At 39.9% G+C, this 18,568-nt stretch carries 10 protein-coding genes; all 10 read right to left on the minus strand.

Annotated features, from left to right (window positions below):
* Nucleotide 1: 1 nt before the first annotated feature.
* On the minus strand, nucleotides 2-1,834 hold the full coding sequence (locus V2H41_RS11670) for a six-hairpin glycosidase (RefSeq protein ID WP_330975336.1): 1,833 nt from the start codon (nucleotides 1,832-1,834) through the stop codon (nucleotides 2-4).
* Complete coding sequence (locus tag V2H41_RS11675) at nucleotides 1,834-2,757, minus strand: glycoside hydrolase family 43 protein (RefSeq protein WP_330975337.1); 924 nt, start codon at nucleotides 2,755-2,757, stop codon at nucleotides 1,834-1,836. Before V2H41_RS11675 ends, V2H41_RS11670 begins: the two co-directional genes overlap by 1 nt.
* A 23-nt stretch (nucleotides 2,758-2,780) precedes the next feature.
* Nucleotides 2,781-4,151 carry a glycoside hydrolase family 140 protein gene (locus V2H41_RS11680; RefSeq protein WP_330975338.1) on the minus strand — a complete coding sequence of 457 codons (1,371 nt, stop codon included), beginning with the start codon at nucleotides 4,149-4,151 and terminating at the stop codon, nucleotides 2,781-2,783.
* Between the two features lie 302 nt (nucleotides 4,152-4,453).
* Nucleotides 4,454-6,208 (minus strand): RagB/SusD family nutrient uptake outer membrane protein, encoded by a 1,755-nt coding sequence (locus V2H41_RS11685; protein ID WP_330975339.1) that lies wholly within the window; start codon nucleotides 6,206-6,208, stop codon nucleotides 4,454-4,456.
* Nucleotides 6,209-6,344: 136 nt separating this feature from the next.
* Entirely contained in the window at nucleotides 6,345-9,710 is a 3,366-nt protein-coding gene (locus tag V2H41_RS11690; RefSeq protein ID WP_330975340.1) for a SusC/RagA family TonB-linked outer membrane protein, read from the minus strand.
* A 139-nt stretch (nucleotides 9,711-9,849) separates the two neighbouring features.
* Nucleotides 9,850-10,935, minus strand: a complete 1,086-nt coding sequence (locus tag V2H41_RS11695; RefSeq protein WP_330975341.1) for a FecR family protein — start codon at nucleotides 10,933-10,935, stop codon at nucleotides 9,850-9,852.
* A gap of 53 nt (nucleotides 10,936-10,988) precedes the next feature.
* A complete protein-coding gene (locus tag V2H41_RS11700; protein ID WP_330975342.1) occupies nucleotides 10,989-11,552 on the minus strand; it encodes an RNA polymerase sigma factor in 564 nt (187 codons plus the stop codon).
* Between the two features lie 53 nt (nucleotides 11,553-11,605).
* Nucleotides 11,606-14,767, minus strand: a complete 3,162-nt coding sequence (locus V2H41_RS11705; protein ID WP_330975343.1) for a DUF6298 domain-containing protein — start codon at nucleotides 14,765-14,767, stop codon at nucleotides 11,606-11,608.
* Nucleotides 14,768-14,857: 90 nt separating this feature from the next.
* Complete coding sequence (locus V2H41_RS11710) at nucleotides 14,858-16,501, minus strand: polysaccharide lyase (RefSeq protein WP_330975344.1); 1,644 nt, start codon at nucleotides 16,499-16,501, stop codon at nucleotides 14,858-14,860.
* Between the two features lie 74 nt (nucleotides 16,502-16,575).
* Nucleotides 16,576-18,552, minus strand: coding sequence for a RagB/SusD family nutrient uptake outer membrane protein (locus V2H41_RS11715; RefSeq protein WP_330975345.1), 1,977 nt, complete (start codon nucleotides 18,550-18,552; stop codon nucleotides 16,576-16,578).
* Between the last annotated feature and the right edge of the window lie 16 nt (nucleotides 18,553-18,568).

The following is an 18,568-nucleotide window of genomic DNA, read 5'->3' on the forward strand; positions in this document are numbered from 1 at the left end:
TCTATAATTTCTCCGCTTTAAAATAAGATATACGGTATACTGCATTTTTATCTTTCTCCCCAGCATTCGGCATATCATACATTTGATCGGTGGGAGTATCTGCATCGGGGAATCTTCTTACGCCACCGGTTCTGAAGGTCACATGATGTACCTTATGTATAGGGGCAAACAATACATTACGTACCGGTTTCCCATTGTTAATGGTAACAGTATACATGCGAGTGGCAGTGTTAAGCTCAATAATGAAATTATACTGCTGTCCGGGTTCATATTTGCTTAAGGTACGATTGCGATAACCCGCCTTTGTAATAATATTTCCCGTAGCATCAAAACTAATGCGAATGCAAGGTGTATTTTTAGCATCCTGTATTTCGATATCCAGTTGGCCATTTAAATGCTGTTGAGGGGTAATATCGAATGCTATTCTTATGTTTTCTGACATAGGTACCATCCGCTCTGCCTTGGCGTAGTCAAAAGGATCATAATCCTGCAATGTGAGCCACTTGCGGCCTTTTATTTTAGAAATCGAAACAGGTGCCCATATGGGACTATAAATATTCCATAATAGCAATTCTTCTTGATCAGATAGTTCATTAAATTCCTCATACACATTTTCTTCAACATAGCTTTTTACCGGCGTGGGGATCTTGGCTACCCAAATATCTTCCTTATTCATACTATAAGTTACCCACACATTTCCATCAGGAGGAGCTCCATTCATCTCTTGAATACCACGAACATATTGAGGCCCGTAGGACTTATAGTTACCACCATAACGCATGCGTGTGATTTCTCCGTTTACCAGTAAAAGATTTTTAAAATTTAACCCGTCATCACTTACTGATAAGGCTAACGGCCACCTAAACTCCGAAGGATTATAAATTGTAATATATTTTCCATCTCCTGTTTTTTGCCCCCATATTTTTGCATTAGCATTTACAAAACCGGGCGCACGCAAAGGCATGTACTGCCAACTTTTGCCTTCATCGACAGAAATACTTGTCAGAGCATTTTTCCAAAAACCAACGACCCTTCCATCCTTCAAATGATAATAACTGAAAGCTTTATACTCGCGTTTTAACGGAATCAAAGGATCATTACGATCCGCTTCCTCAACCCACTGCTGCATCTGTAGAGGCTGCGATAACAATTCATCGCATGCTGCTATAAAGGATTTGTCCTTTGACTTTTTATAAAAAGGGAATTTTGTATTTTTTTCATTGAATCCATGATTATACCGAATAAAATAAACCGGCCCGAAACTTCCATCGGGTCTAATTTCCCTGACTACCCGCCCAATACCGTTACCGTCATTGGGGTCATCCTTACTATATAAAGCAATCCCATAATACCCCAGTGCCAATAATTTATTATTCTTAGCCACATAAAATCCCATCCGCTGATGCATCACTGCATATGCATTTTGAGCCACAACGGTATCATGATCCTTCTTATAGCCATCAGGAATTTGATAAGTAGGGAAAAGCGTTACAGGAGCACTCCAATTATAACCATCTTTCGAAGTAACTAAATAGGTAGCTCCAGGTGCTATATGCTCTCCAACAGGATTACTCAGAAAATGTAAATAAAATGTATTGTTCCAATAGCATATCATTGGCTGATGGTTATAAGTCCAGTTCATCCCACCTGCCCAGCTCGGATGCTCCCGATTCGCACGAAATACCTGAATATTATGTACTCCCACCGCAGGCGTTAGTTGCCCATGGTGATAATCCACATTGGACAAGGTACTACCTGTATATCGTGCAGTATCAAACTGCGCCGAACAAGTAAATACTAATACAATCAAACATAATGTCAGACACCACTTCATCACTTATCTTCAGTTTTTAGTTTTTTCAATAGCTGCTTTACGATCTTACGCTTTACAGGTACTATTGTACCATGTTTATGACCTTTAGGAATAGTTATACGATCATTAATATCTGTAAAATGAACAAAGTCCTTTGTTGCAACTGCTTCGTACGTTTTTTTACGGTAAGCATCAAAATATATCAGCCATTGGTCCTTAACCTTTACTACAGATGGGCCTTCGGTAAAGCTTTCGGTAAACGGAGCTGAAATATTTTTCCAAGGTCCTGTAGGCTTATCGCTGAATGCTACTTTAAGATTACGTTCGGGACGGGTGTTATCTTTTAATACAAGAACATAGTCATTTACTGCTTTTTTCACAATCACCGCATCAATTACACTAAACTTAGGATCCAAAAATAGCTTCGTAGGACTAAAATATTCGAAGTCCTTTGTTTCCACTATATACATACGGTGATTATTACTATCCTCCTCTACCCCACGTTCAAATCGGCCAGGGATAGTACTCGCCCAAATAATTTTATAATTTTTAGCATCCTCATCGTAAAATAATTCCGGAGCCCACACATTCACAGTTGAAGGCTCGTGCTCCATTACCGGAATCATCTTTTGTTTAGTCCAATTAATAAGATTTTTAGAGCTTGAATATCCAAAACCTTTATCACCTCGCCAGCTAGTCGTCCACACCAGATGGAAAGTACCGTCTGGCCCCTGTACCATCGAAGGATCGCGCATAACCCGTTGATTCCCTATTTCTGGAGCCAGAAACACATGATTAAAATCTTTCCACTTATAACCGTCATAGCTATACAACATACGCAAGCCAGCATCTGCCGGTTCATGAAATGATGTAAACAAATAAGCTTTATGAGAGCAGGATACCAGAACTGCAGCTAAAACTAATATTAGAATCGTTTTCTTCAAGGCAATACCATTTTAGTGACAGATTATTTTTTCAAGATAAGCACCCAATCATTACCGTTTTCAGGATTTCCTGGCGGATCAAAAGCTATTATTTCTGCTCTGGGGAAAGTTGCAACATTTGTCTGCGTGCCATCCTTAGGACTATACCAGAGTGCTTTGGAAGGAACAAAACCCAATTTGGTAATATTCACTTTAAAGTTTCTGCCTGTATACGTATACACGAGGGCGTAGTTCTTCCCTTTTGTTGCCAAAATATAATCATATCTTGTATGATCATTATCGACGATAATTTCCTGGGCAGGCTTCCTATCAAAGTAATCATATGACAACATCAAGGATTTAAGATAACGCATTTGCAACGCGCCAGGAGCCGTGATAGTCTCCTTCCAACTACCTGTCACGCCAAAATTGGCTCCTGCATCACCTGGCTGATGAAATTGCATTATCGCGTTCTCGCCATAAGTAAAGCCTGCACCGCCTGCAAAAACACTCCAGTATGCATATCTTCTCACTTCATGTGCCGACCATCGAGGTTGCGTGGAATCGTGTAGGCCGTATGGAATGTTCTCATACGATGGCTCCCCATCCAGAATTGGCTTAGCAGGTTGTAATTGATAGCCATCTACCACATATCTCCAGTTGTCTTCACCGTAACGATGTTTCTCGCGACTACTGGTATCTTGCGCATAGGTTCGATGTCCACTCTGAAACATGTTAAAGTCTAACCATTGCTCATGATGAAACCAGTCGGCCGAAGAATAGCGTCCTCTGGGATGATAAGTCATCAAGTGTTCCGGATCATAGCGCTTGATGGTGGATCCGATAACCTGCCACACGTCGGTCTTTATAGAACCTTCAATATCTCCGCCGTTCAACCAAATAATATTGGCATATTTTTTATAACGATTAGCTAAAAACATTGCATATTGCTCAGCTTTGTCTGCAGTAACACTTTCGTCTTTGGCCGCCGATCCCCAAATAGGTACCAACGCTATATATATTCCTCTTTTCGCAGCTTCCTCAATGATAAAATCCACATGATCCCAATAATCATACGCTTCTTTATCATTCACATCATTACCCGGAGTAACTATGGGTTTACTGATATCACCATCTTTTAAAGCGCTATGTCCGTAAACATTCTTAGCCGACAATGTATGTAACACCATTACCTGTATTACATTAAAGCCTTGCTCCTTTCTGGTATCCAAATAATAAAGTGACTCTTCTCTACTACATTTAGTAAAAAACAGCCAGCCTGTATCGCCCAACCAGAAAAAAGGCTTTCCATCGGCAGTTTGAAAAAAACGTTTATTAGCGGAGATTTTCAGTTTAGACATCTGTTGTCCGCAAACCCTATCAGATACGAAAAGAGCAATAGAGAGCAGGAGCATACAGCAAAATCTTTTAAAAGCAAGCACAAAACCAGAACATGGTATTCCACAAAGCATCATAAAATCATTATTATAATTAAACATGCCGAAGAACAATCGTTGCACCATCTATGACAATCAACTACCGAATAATGCACTTAAAATTAGCACGCATGGCCGATAGCATCAACTTAAAATAATTTTTTCCATCAATATGAAAATTTATTCCATCATTGTAATATCTATGCCAACCTTCTGCTAAGAGATTAAAAAATGATGCGATTCCCATATTCTGAGAATCGCATCATTCGATATTATCGTAACTAGTATCCTGTATTTTGTCCGAACTCGTCTGCGTTCAGTATAGCATCGAGGAACATCTGAGGAATTGGTCGCAACACATGGAAGGGTTGTATGAGTGGAATATCCTTATTATAAGCTTTTACATAATCATACAATTTTCCTGTTCTCTTTAAATCAAACCATCTCAAATGCTCGCCGCAGAGTTCTCTTGCTTTTTCTTCTAGCAGGAAATCTAAGTTCAGTTGCGCTTCAGTAATCATCATATCATTTTCCTTACCGGGTAATGCCGCTCTACGCCTAATTACGTTTATCAGTTCAACTGCCTTAGCTTTAGATCCACCCGTCATCATCAATTCAGATTCGGCGGCAATAAAGTACATTTCTGCCAAGCGCATTGTAATTACATCTTTAGTGCCGAAATTAGAATTAGGGGCTGGCAGGTTAGGATCATTAAACTTTGTTAAAGCAGGAAAGCAAATATTAAATCTTGGATTGGTGGACACTTGATCGCCATCATAGGTATCATCAATATCCACTACAGCGTAAGGCTTATTTCTTTTATCCGCAATTTTTTTCTTTGTATACAAAAGAGCTAAATCTCCAGCATTAAGCGTTGTTCCAACCATGCTAGATGGTTTTTCAAACGCAGCGAGATCATCTGCGGTCCATGAATAGCTGGGACGATTTAAATAATACTCCTCTCTAAACCACGCCTTATATCTTCCATCAATATCTTCGTTGTATAACTCCAATAAATGACGTGTAGGCATGAGGCACATGCTGCCCGAACGAGCATTATTATCATTTCCATAAAATAAGTCTTGCACCATTCCAGCTCGGTCAGAGTATTTAGCCTTATACCACATATGTAACCTATTGGGATTGTTGGGCTGAGGATTCAATGAAGATACAGTAGAGTGTGTTACTACAAACATTGCTTCCGTATTGGTCTTATTATTTTGAGGAGCGAATACTGCATCTGGGGTGCTGTACAAAGAAACTTTTAATGCAGCCTGATTATTTATTACGTACATAGCCGCATCACGCGCCATCTGATAATATTGGTCTTTTTCTGCCTGATTGGTAGCATAGGCAACTCTAGTTAATGCTAAACGTGCTTTTAAACCATAAGCAGCCTTCAAAGTAGCCCGCCCAATATCTGTAGCCGGATAAGGATCTACAGGAAGATTAGCAATTGCTTCATCACAATCTTGTAACATTAAATCATAAAAGGCAGTAATGGGGCTTCTATAAGCTGTTAATACAGCAGTCTTCGTTTCTTGTGTTCTCAGATCCACACCTCCAAAAAATTCCACAATATGCCAGTAAGTATAGGCTCTCAAAAAATGCAACTCGCCTTTGCGGGAACGCTTCTCATCTGGCGACTTGTAAGGTACACCATCAATACGCTCAATGCCAGCATTGCAGTAGTTGATAATTTCATATAAACGATTCCAGGTATTTCTAATCTGGCCTGTACTGGCCGTAAGTTCTTCATATTTGGTCATCTGCCTTCCATATCCACTATTGGCGATATTAATCCAGATGTCGGTACCACCTTCTGTCAACATTACTATATCCTCTCTTCCGTAAAACTGACCACCATAGTTAACATACGCAGAATTCACCAATGCATTCATACCTTCTTCAACAGCAAAAACTACATCTGCAGTTGTACCGCCAGGATTATATTCCTTAAGGCTACAGGAGAAGAGTAAAGTCATGCCACATACTAATGTGGATTTCACTCTTATCAAGTTTATAATATTTTTCATACTCATATTTTTAATGTTTTTATAGCCATGTGAAATAGCACTAACTCTTCTGGTTGAACATATTTTCTTACTCTATTTCACAGTACATTATTATTAGAATTAAGTATCACGCATTTGCTATTTTATAATTTCATCTTTAGAAGCTGAAGTTTAATCCGAAGACAAACTGACGCTGTAAAGGCGACTTAGCCGATCCTCCTCTTTCCGGATCGTAATCCTTCACTAAATGGCTTCTGGCGATGGTATAAAGGTTATTAGCCGAAGCATATACTCTTAGATCAGACATTCCCCACTTATTTAATAATGCACGTGGGAAGCTGTACCCTAAGGATACTGTTTTCAATTTCACATAAGAAGCATCTACATAATTCAATGCCTGATAACCTCTGTAGTTATAGAAGTTGGTGAGGTCTGGTCTTGGGAAATCATTTGATGGATTTTCCGGTGTCCAGTAGTTTAAATAAGCCGGATGATTACCTCTTCCTTGTGGATCATATGAAGCTGTAAAATCATACGCCATCATATGGCCCCAGCGGCTGATAATGTAAACGGTAAGGTCAAAGTTTTTATATTTAAATGTATTGTTCAAACCGCCGGTCCATTTGGGAGACGTAGTACCGATGTATTGCACATCGTTTACCTCATCGATAATATAATCACCATTCAAATCTGCTAATTTTATATCACCTGGCTTAAAAGGTTGCGTTTTGGCTGCATCTTTAAAATATTTAGCAGCCTCTTCCGCCTCATCCAATTGCCATATACCTAAGCGCTTAAATGTATAGAAAGAATTAAGTGGTCTACCAATGAGCAGCGACTCTGTCTCCCGAGTTACAGCTCCAATGATATCTCTACCGTCAATCAGATTCACAATCTTTTCCTTATTCATTGCAAAGGTTAGATTGGTGGTCCAGGTGAAGTTTTTATTCTTAATGTTTACACTATTCAAGCTAAGCTCCAAACCACGGTTATTAGTAGCACCTATATTCTGGTAAATTTTAAATGGTGTATTATTACCACTTCCTAATGATGTAGGCAATGTACGGGGCAGCAAAATATCGGTGGTCTTTGTATTATAAAAATCTAAGCTACCATACAATCTGTTATCAAAAAAGCCAAAATCAAGACCGATGTTAGTAGATGCTGATTTTTCCCAACCTAGATCCACATTTCCTAAAAACTCACTATATACATAATAGGTATATCCCCTGTCCTGGAATGCTGAATTGCTCAATGCATTCAGATATGATTGCGTACCGTATTCGCTAATACCAGAATTACCGGTCATACCCCAGCTGATGCGCAATTTTAATTCGTTAAGATTCTTGGAGGCACTAAACCAACCTTCGTCAATGATACGCCAAGCAAAAGCCGCAGAAGGGAATGCTGCCCATTTATGACCTTCGGCCAATCTGGATGCTCCATCCCATCTATTAGATAAGGTAAGCAAGTATTTACCCAGATAGCTGTAATTTAATCTAGCAGCATATGAGAAGGTCTGGCTTTGTACATACCCGGAGCGAATTACATAAGAGCTTTTTGCGTTTGCAGATAGGTTGTGCCAAAGTTGACTGGGAATTAATTGTCCAGAACCCTCGCTGTATGAGCTTCTGAATTTAGACTGTGTCCAAGATGTCAGTGCAGTAAGTGTGAAAGCATGATCATTAATACTCTTGCTATAATTAACAATATTATCCCATGTAATAAATGATTTTTCAGTAGCAGCAATCGACGCTAGTGCATCATTGTATAATCCTGCTCGGTTTATGGAATTTTGGCTTTCAAAATCCATATTTCTTCTGAAATTAAGATTGGCGCCGAAATTGGATCTGAAAGACAAGCCAGGAAGCGGTTTAATTTCGGCATAGCCGTTGGTCCAAATGTTTGTAGTCAACCGCTGATGCTTAGCAACATATTCATCTGCCTCATCAGCTAATGGACTTACCTTTCCTGATGTACCCAGAGGCCAAAGCACCACTTGACCGTTCTCATCGTATACTTGGCCTAAAGGCTCATTGGTAGCCGCACGCCACAACACGTTATCCGCTCTTGTGAAACCATTATAATGTGTAAGATTTAAGGAGACTCCGGTCTTGAAAACATTCGAAAAGCTATGATCCACTGTAGTTCTTACATTATACTTGTTAAGAATATCATCCTTTAAAGAACCTTTTTCTCTGTAATAACCGGCAGATAAAAGACCTGTGGTTTTATTAGTTCCACCCGATACTGTAATTTGATGATTTTGTACAGTGCCAGTATGTAGCACTTCTTTTACCCAATCCACCCATTGATTATTCTGAATCGCCGCCCATTCGCTGGGTGTAAACAGCGTTTGATCATCCTCGGGTGAAGACCATTGTCCTGCAGTTTTGGCTGCTTCTCTTCTCAACTGAATATAGTCCTCGCCCATTCGCATTTTGGGATATTGAGCCCATCCGTTCAAACCCGTGTATCCGTTATAAGAGATTTTTGTTTTTCCGGCTTTTCCTCTTTTGGTAGTAATGATAATTACGCCATTTGCCCCCTGCGAACCGTATATAGCTGTGGAAGAAGCATCCTTCATTACTTCAATAGATTCAATTTCTTGAGGTGGAATATCCGATACGCTCCCCCCCTGAATACCGTCAATAATTACCAAAGGATTATTAGCAATTAAATTACCATACTCATCTCTTGCCGTAGATAAAGATCTTTTTCCTCTGATGTTCATAGTTACACCGGATGTAGCACTACCAGAGTTACGGGTAATATCCAACCCTGGCACCTGTCCCTGTATAGCTTCCATAGCATTATGTGCAGGAGAGCGAACAATGTCGTCTGCTTTTACCGACGATACGGCTCCTGTAAGATCTCTTTTACGCACACTACCATATCCAATTACTACTACTTCATCCAATCGCTGATCTGCAGCAATTAATATAATTTCAAGCTCGTCTTGTGCGTCCACTACAACCGTTTGCTCAACATATCCCACACGTGAAAAGATGAGCGTATCGCCTACATTGGCGTTAATGGAAAACTGTCCGGACTCATCCGTTATAGTTCCTACCTGCTCTCCACGCACAGTCACCGATACACGGGATAGCGGCTGTCCGTTCTGATCACGCACCACGCCTTTGATCAGCTTGAAGGGATTACTAACATAATCGGCATTTAAGGAAAGTACCACCCGATGGTCATTAATAATATTCCAGGTTATACCGGTGCCATCAAATACTTTGCTCAAAATAGCATTCAACGAGGCGTTCTGAGCAGAGATGTATACTTTCTTGGATAAAGGGAGCAGATTATTGCTGTAATAAAACGAATAAGGCGATTGTTTCTCAATCTGAGTGAACAGATTGGCTAAAGTCGTCTCCTGTGCCTTTAGATTTATTACATACTGTCCATAATTTTTGGCAGATACATGTACCGCCAAAAGCAGCATAATGCACATCAATTTCATAACAAGCAACGTTTTTCGGAAGTCATCACAACCCGAAGCAAGTAATTTTTGCATAATTTTGATTGGTTTTAATTTTAAAAATCGCATTAAACATTGTTTTAGTGCACCATCAAGAGGGGAATGTTGCCGCATTCTCCTCTATTTTTACAAGTATCCATCAATTTTCTTCATATGCTTTTTTTAAGTGAATGAATTATTTTATGATCAGCTCCTTCCCGTTCCATTCATAATTTATCGGATTGGACATATTTAGTATTTTCAAAATCTGCTCAAGATTGTCATTTTTAAAAGAACCTGTATATCTCTGTTCTGCTCTTTGGGAGGAAATAATCTTTACCGTTATACCGAAGGAGCGCTCCAGTTCTTTAGCAATTTTGTATAATGGTTCATCAAAAAATACCAATTTGTTATCCATCCAAGCTATTTCCGCTATTTCGGAGCTCTGCTGATTAATTTTGGAGATTAAAACTTTAAAATCCCCCTCTTTGCTACGCTTATACTTCGCTGGCGCATTCTCCTCCACAATAGACACTTTCTGAGAGGGTTCCAACTGTAGCTTATCCTTTGGTCTATTGTTTAGATACATTTCTATTTTCCCTTGCAACAAAGTAGCTTCCCAGATATCATTTTCATAATTTTTTATATTGAAACGCGTTCCTATCACTTTTATTGTGGCTTTGGATGTACGCACTATAAATGGTTTTATCGAATCCTGAGCTACATCAAAATAGGCTTCACCTACCAATGACACTTCACGATTTTTTTTATTAAAATCAGCTCCATATTGGAGATAACTGTTTGTGTTTAAATATACCGTTGTCCCATCCGGAAGCGTTAGTTTTGACTTGGAAGAAGATTTTTTTTCAACATCACTCATCAAACCGATAGTCCCTACTAACTCATTCCCATTTAAGAGATAAAAAGTAGTGGCTGCGATTATCAATATCAATAAAACGGCAGCAACTCTCCATGATTTAAGATTCCATATACGGCGTTTTTGAGCGACGAGATCAGTTTCTTCAAGCCAGGTAGCTACAACTTTCGGATCATCCTCTGCATACATCATTTTTACAAATTGTGCAGCATATGCTTGATCCGTAAGATCCTTGCTCAAAGCATCATTTATCCTCGGATAATCTTGCAGGCTATCGTGCAATCGCTTGAAATCGGGTCGCAAAGCTAGTAAGCTTTCAAGCTCACGCAACTCGTCCAATGTTGCATTTTCCGATAGCTTTTTGGCAAGCAACTCATATATTCTTTCTTGCTTACTACTCTCCATAGAACAGCATCTACTTATTAAGACAAGAATTTTGATGCTTACCGTGAAAAGAATTATTTATCTATGTTCTGATATTTATCCAAAGCATGCTTTATTTTCTTTAAAGCATGACGCATATGTGTTTCGATGGTATTCTGAGAAATTTGCATCACTTCGCTTACCTGATTATAGGTAAGGCCATATTCTTTAACGAGACGGAAAACAAGCTGACGTTTTGCGGGTAATTTGTTTATGGCACTTCGGATAATTTGATGCAATTCGGCATAGATATACTCCGATTCTGGCGAAGGGTACAGCTTAGCTGTTTCCTCAATAAAATTAGTACTCTTACTGTATTTGTGAGCAGCACTTTTCAGATAATTAATACAAGCGTTCTTAACAGATTTGAAAAGATACAACTTCAAATCCTTTACTAGGGTAAGCTTATCTCTAATGGCCCAAATCTTCAAGAAAACATCAGACACAATTTCCTCTGCAACCTCAGCATTTCCCAATAAATTATAAGCAAAGCGTCTTAGAAGCGGATAAAAATGATAGAATAGTTTTTTATATGCCGCTTCATCAGATGTTTTGCTAATACTGTTTCGCAGATTTAATATGTATTGTTCGTTTAGCAAGATGAGTCGCTTATCACTCGCTATTTAAAATAATTTTAAATAAGGGCTTCCTATTATTTCTTTGACAACCACACGATCAAAGGTTTTTTAGGTATAATGACAGGATGAGTTCTACCTGCAGTTATCTGTTTAGGGGCCGATATCACCTTACCTGTATGTACATCTACAAATCTTAACGAGAAGCTTCCTTTAAAGGCAGATAAATCTAGGGCAAGTTCTTTTGCAGACTCTATATAAAGAATTATGTCGTTTTCACCTGCCAAAGCATATTTTCCATAAGCATCGGTAGGCTTCATATCAATAGCTGCTTTTAAGAAATTCTTGTCCGTCTCGCGTGGTAATGCGGGTAAAGAACCTCCGGCCATAAACACTGCCCATCCTAATTTATCATACCCATCAGCCGAAAACGTCACTACTTTATCAGGGAATTTGTCTTTATACTCCCGAACGGCTCGATAAGCCTGATCAAAATTTGCTGCTTTAGGCTTTAATAATCTCGCCCATTGACGGGGTGCTAGGCTTTTACCTCCTTCTGGAGCATACAAAGAACCATCTGGCTGATAGTGCCAGTATTTGATATCAATGACATCAATTAAAGAACGATATTTTAAATCATTCAATATTGCGTCTTGAACATCTTTGGTGGCACTTAATCCAATAATTTGTTTTTGTTGATTTCTTTTTTCCCAAGCTGCAATGACATTTAGCCAAAACTGAGTAAAATGTAGGGGGCCTGTATATTCTTCACTCAGCAGTTGTATTACCGCCTTATTGTTGCGGAAATTATCAAGACACTTCCATATGTATTGTTGATGCAGCTGTCGACGTACATAGTGTGTTGTGTCATAAAATTGTTCAGCATAAAAAATACGCTTATCACCAGCATAATTTACTGGTTCTACAAAGCCCGTATTATTAATGTTATTAGCAGTACGCCAAGGAAAGTCGGCATAGTGAGCTCCAGCTTCTATAATATTGTGTTGAAAGTAATGATGATGTATCAGTAACAAATCATTTTTTTCGGCTAAGGAAGCAAACTGCTGCATACGAGCCCAATACCATTCATTATATTTTGTCAAGTCGTATTTACTCAATCCATCCCAGGCTGTATCTCTACCACTCCTTGCAAAAGGCAACTCATAAAAAGGTGGCCATACATCTCCATTCATCCGTCTGATACGTTCGTGATCATCTCGTCTTCTATCATACCAAAGTCCATAATGCTGATTCAAGGCCACCACATTGTTCGCTTTCATCGAGTCAATCACTGCATTTAAATCATCTGTAAGTCCAGGTCCTACCCTTCCTGGCACAAAGCGTGTAATAGCAGGTTTTCTACGAGCCTGTTCTAATGCTTTCCCTTCAATACCGCCAGACCACCAAGGGATATTCTGAACTTTGCCCGTTAAAATATTCCCAGATTTTTGGCTTACCAACCAACCATTTTTGACAATAACGCCAGCTCCCGCAATGCTATTATTTTCTGTTTTTCTTTGAGGCGATATGATAATAGCATTTTTATGCTCAGTGTTAATAGGATTGCGTTGGGAGGCCGTTGCAATCCAGTCTAGTAGTCGCACCCTCGGTTGTGAAGCCGCCTCTGTGAGCTGTGAAGCCGCCTCTACGGTTGGACTAGTGGATGCCTCTGTACTAATGTGTAATATTGCAGCCTGTCTACTCACATCTTTATTAAGACGCTGTGCCAACTGAGCATAAAAAAAACTTCTAGGTTTTAAATGATTATTAGATTCGGTCCAAAAACCCTTTCCTGCGAATTCGCTCCATGATCCATATGACCAGTTTTGAGCCGTAGGTGGACGATCGCATTCAATCAATGATGCACTGCAATTCCATAAAAAACAATTGGCAGCACTCCATCCGGCCCCATGTCCATCTTGACCTCTATTACCAAATCGTATTGCATTGCCATCAATTTCAACAATATCAAATAAAACACCAGATGCCCATCTACCAATTGTACCGCTAAAACTATATGGCCTTTCAGCAACACATTGCACAAAAGCGTTTGGCCCAGCAGCAGTATAGCCTACACTAAAATCATGATAACCGTTGGCTGAGTAACATCGTTGAAATAATGTTTGCTGCCCGCGTGTAAAAAAAGTATTGCGTCGTTGTCCACCAATTTCTGATATTGGCTCTATAGCAATACAATCCTCAATCGTCACTCTTCGCACGGTTTCATTAATATACACCGCAGATCCTGCAAAATGCTTAAATGTAACCTGCCTTACCCATGCATCTTCAACATTATCTAGAGTTATCGCCATCCATCGATGATTCTCATCTTTCGGATTCGCTTTATCGAAATCTGATAGCAGCAATAAATTTTCTATACCAATATTCTGGATTCGTCCGGGCCATGCATATTTTGTTAGTAATCCACCGCCATATTTTTTATCCAGTGAAGTAGTGAGAGGAACATCAATTGTAACTTTATTTTCCTCAAGTGCCACAATTTTCCGATCGAAACGAATATCTACATCTCCGGGTTTCCAACCTAAGGCAGAAATGCCTCCTCCAAAACTCTCGGTACCCAATTCATCAATCCACTCCTTTACCGAAGGCCGCTTAATAAATACCTGATCACCTACTTTAAAATCCGAAGCGTTATTCACCAAAAAAGAAGTAGCGCCCACTGGAACATACTCATCTATTATCGTCGTTTGATTTTGGATACTAATATCCTCTTTGCCAAACACTCTAATTAACCCATCTCTGTCAATTCCTTTTCCCAAAAGACTAGTTTGCCCCTGGCCTCTGAGGACAATTCCAGATTGATGAATATGTAACTGTCCCATCACTTCATATACACCATTGGATAACAGCACTGCTCCTCGAAAACCATTCTGATCTAGAGGAAGACTAGCCACTTTATCAATAGCAGCCTGAATGGTTGCTGTAGCATCTCCTTGTACCAAAGGTACCAGCACCTTTACTGGAACCATCGGAATTTCCTGTTCGGAAGCTTTATATCCACAATAAGAATAATCAGGTACTCTGTCTCCTGTAGTTGGATCGGGGTTATAAACTAATTTTCCTTCAACAATTTCAACAGGCAAAAGAGGTTTAGGACTTTGAGCGGGCAGGCTATTAACAATCAGTAATAGAATAATTGCAGGCAGATAATAATAGTAGAACTTATTGTTATTCTGTCTGAGAATATATGCGTTAATCAGATTTGTAATATAGTCCATTAAACAACTCACGCAATCAATAAATCTGTGATTAATGATAAGAGCTAATATAATGAAAGAAAGTGAGGTCGATACGACCTCACTCATGAGTTACATCTTCTTTAAAGGAACTACAGTATTGATATCCACAAGGCTATTCAAATACTCTTCGATGTTAGTATATCCGGAACCAGATTTTGAATATTGAGAGGCATCGCTAGGATCATTCGGGTTAAGCCCCATCTTTTTCTCATACGCATCGGGCATCCCATCGTTGTCTGAGTCCTTATACGGAGTTCCCTTATATTCAGGATATCCACCCACTTGAGAAGGATCTGTAATAATCCCTATCTTGTAGGAATCGATAGGCAAACGGCGATGCTTAAACTGTGTCTCTGGCAACTTCACATTAGGGAGTGCTGTTGCCTTACCCTCTCTAACTTCCTTTACTATGCGTGCATCGACTGGATCACGTTTAGGTAAAGTAGCCCCAACATTATTGAGTACAAAATCCATTGCATCTTTAGCACTCACTATTGTAAGTTCAGGCATAATGAGTGGACTCTTTTGTCGCATATAAGCTTCATGCTCTCCTACGCCATCCAGATTTTCGACCTGCACACCTCCTGCCCAGTTATCAGCTGTTATATGCGGATATCCTTCCATTATGTTACCATCTACATACGCTCTACCATACACTTTGTAGGGCAACTTGCTACGCCCACTTTCTGGTTTTAGTATACGATGACCTACCGGAGAGTTTTTAGGTGTAGCAGGTCCAGGCTTAAAGTAGTTATTTATAATATTATATTGTGCCCGATAATCTCCCCCATCAATAGAACGGTGTACCCAGTTGTAGATAACATTATTCACGAAATTAAAAACACCGTTCCAGCCAATAGAAGGATTACGTCCCGTATTATTAGCCCAAAGATTACGCATAAAACTACAGTTTTCTCCGCCCAACGTAGAACCAAAAGAATGATTCCAAGTATCTAATGCCTCAGCAAAAATGGAATTCTGGATAGTCACATTTACAGTACCTAATTTTTCTTCCTGTTTTCCGGTACTATCATTGTACATGTGCCGGTATATACTCATATTTTCATCCAAGCCCCATGTGGCAGACACATGATCAATCATAATATTCCCCACAGGATTGCCACCAATAGCATCATCCCTGCGACCTACCCATGTTTCACCTCTCCGAAAACGCATATAACGGATAATGACATCATGTGTATTAATCCACACCGATTCGCCTGCAATACATACTCCATCACCAGGAGCTGACTGTCCGAAAATAGATATATAAGGAGCACGTATAATTACCGGTGTCTTCAATCGAATAATTCCAGAAACATTAAACACTACAATACGCGCACCTCCCTGTTCACACGCCCAACGAAAGCTTCCCGGCCCGTCGTCATTGAGGTTGGTCACCACTAACACTTTGCCTCCGCGGCCTCCCATGGTATATTTACCTCCACCTTCAGCACCCGGGAAAGCGGGTATTGACGCCTTTGGCAAATCATCCACTCTTGAAGCCCAGGGAACATAAGGACGCCCCTCTGTAGCTTCTTTTTTTACAATGGGATAAGCAATGGCCCACATGGAATCGGAATGACGCCTGGCCTCTTCCATAAGCCGATCTGCTTTCTCCTGATCTTCTTTAGAAACAGCCGGATACTGAGCTTTGCTTACATTACTCAAACCTAAACTTGCAATACCTAATACAATAAAATAACGCATCATAATTTTTAAAATTCAGTTTACACTTTATCAAGCATTCTCAGCGTTGGCTTATTCTATATGGACATAAAGAACTGTTATTGTCGATAATTAAAAGTTCCCGGCGCACCATTATAATCATTCCAACCAATAGTTTGCTCTAACCACGGATTTACCGATAAAGCATTAGCATTTAATCCGGAAATATAATAGTTCTGTCTAAAATTAATATAGAGAGGATTGTTAGAGGCATCTCTATCCATTGGTTGATCGGTTCCCTCAATTTTAATATAATTGTCAACAAAGTCTTTCAAATTGTTCAGCTGGGTTGCAAAATCAGGAGCATCCGGATCAACAAAAATTCCGGTACGTGCAGCCAATAATGGATCTCCGGCATCGGGTGCTACTGTTTTGTACTGCCATAATCTTCCTGTTCTTGCAGAACCATTTATGGGATTAATACCCAGCTTCTGGCAGGTGTTGTTTCCAGCAGCGGGGTCATCATTGTACAACATCCAGCGTTGTGCATCCCAAAACCTTTTACCTTCGTAAGCCAGCTCCACTCTGCGTTCATACAATACAGCCTCGATAGCCTGATATTTTGTGGTAAGCGTACCTATACCATAATTATTAGCCGCCGGAATTCCTACCCGCTGTCTAATTTTTCCTAAATAGACAATCGCATTATTAATATCACCCTTCGCTGCATAACATTCTGCAATATTCAGTAAAAGCTCTGCGTAGCGATATTCAAATATATCAGTACCGGAGTAAGCGAGACCCGCTGCGGTACTTGCCCCCTCGGGATTTGACATTTTGCGTACTACTGCCGGACTACTTACCTGATTTCCGTCGCTATAGGCTGTACGATTACCGCTATAAGCCCATCTATACAACCACACAACGTCATTAGGCGATTCTTTAGTTCCCCATTTCATGCCAGAGAACGCGAAGGTTCTATAAAAACGTGGATCTCTATTTAAAAAGAAATAAGTAGAATCATAACCATTTGCAGCAGTAGGGCGAGCGCCATTTGCCAACGGAAAGAGATCCAGCATTTCTTTCGGTGCAGAAATACCGCCTGCTCCGGTTTGCTTGGATACGCGAATAGAGCGTTCCCAACCGTTATTCTCCACTCCCGAAGAAGCGGTAGAACTGCTTAGTAAACGAACGATAATGGCTTCCTTGTTGAAAGCATTATCATTTTTATACCACATTTCCGACCATTCCTTTCCATTAGAGCCATACAGCCCATAGCCAGCAGAAGTTAATGCAGCCTCTGCAGCCAAACCTGCATCTAACGCCTTTTGCCAGCGTTCATTACCGGGATTATCCCAATCTGGATTAAATAAAGGGCTCGCAAAAGTGAGCAATACTCTACTTTTCATTGCAAGTGCTGCAGCAGAAGTAAAACGTCCGTAATCACTATCGGGCCATCTTGCAGGCAATAAGGCAGCTGCTGAATCAAAATCCGCAATGATTTGTGCTACCACTTCCGCTGGTTTAGCACGTGGCAATTTTATGGAAGGATCATCAGCCGATGCTGTTTGCACAGTAGTAACAATAGGCACACCTCCGTAGATGCGTAACAAATCAAAGTACTGCAAGCCCCTCAGGAAATACATTTGTCCTTTAGCTTTTGCCTTAAAGTCAGCTGAGAGATTTTGCCCGCGCTCCTCAATTTTTTGTAATAAAAAGTTTGCTGTACGAATACGTGTATAAGGAACATTGGTAGCATTTGCGCCCAGTGCGGAACCATAATACCCGTCTGCCTGATTAGCTTCTACTAATGTTTTCTGTGGATGAATATAATCCGTTACCGTACCTCCTATTTCTTCAGTCGACCTACTTCTGGTATCATTATATAACCCCACGACTGTAAGTATGGGAGATTTGTAACCTGAAAAATAATCATAGTACAGCTTGTTGATATACCATCCTGTCTGCACTTCGTTTTCAAATATTCTTTCATCATAGGTATCAAAACTCCTCATATCCTCCAAAAAATCCTGCTTACAACCTACTGCGGTAATAGCTGCAATGCATACGGTGGTAAAAAGTTTTATCTTTTTCATACTATATAGTAATGTA

The sequence above is a fragment of the Niabella digestorum genome (assembly GCF_036409055.1).
Taxonomy (GTDB): Bacteria; Bacteroidota; Bacteroidia; order Chitinophagales; family Chitinophagaceae; genus Niabella; species Niabella composti.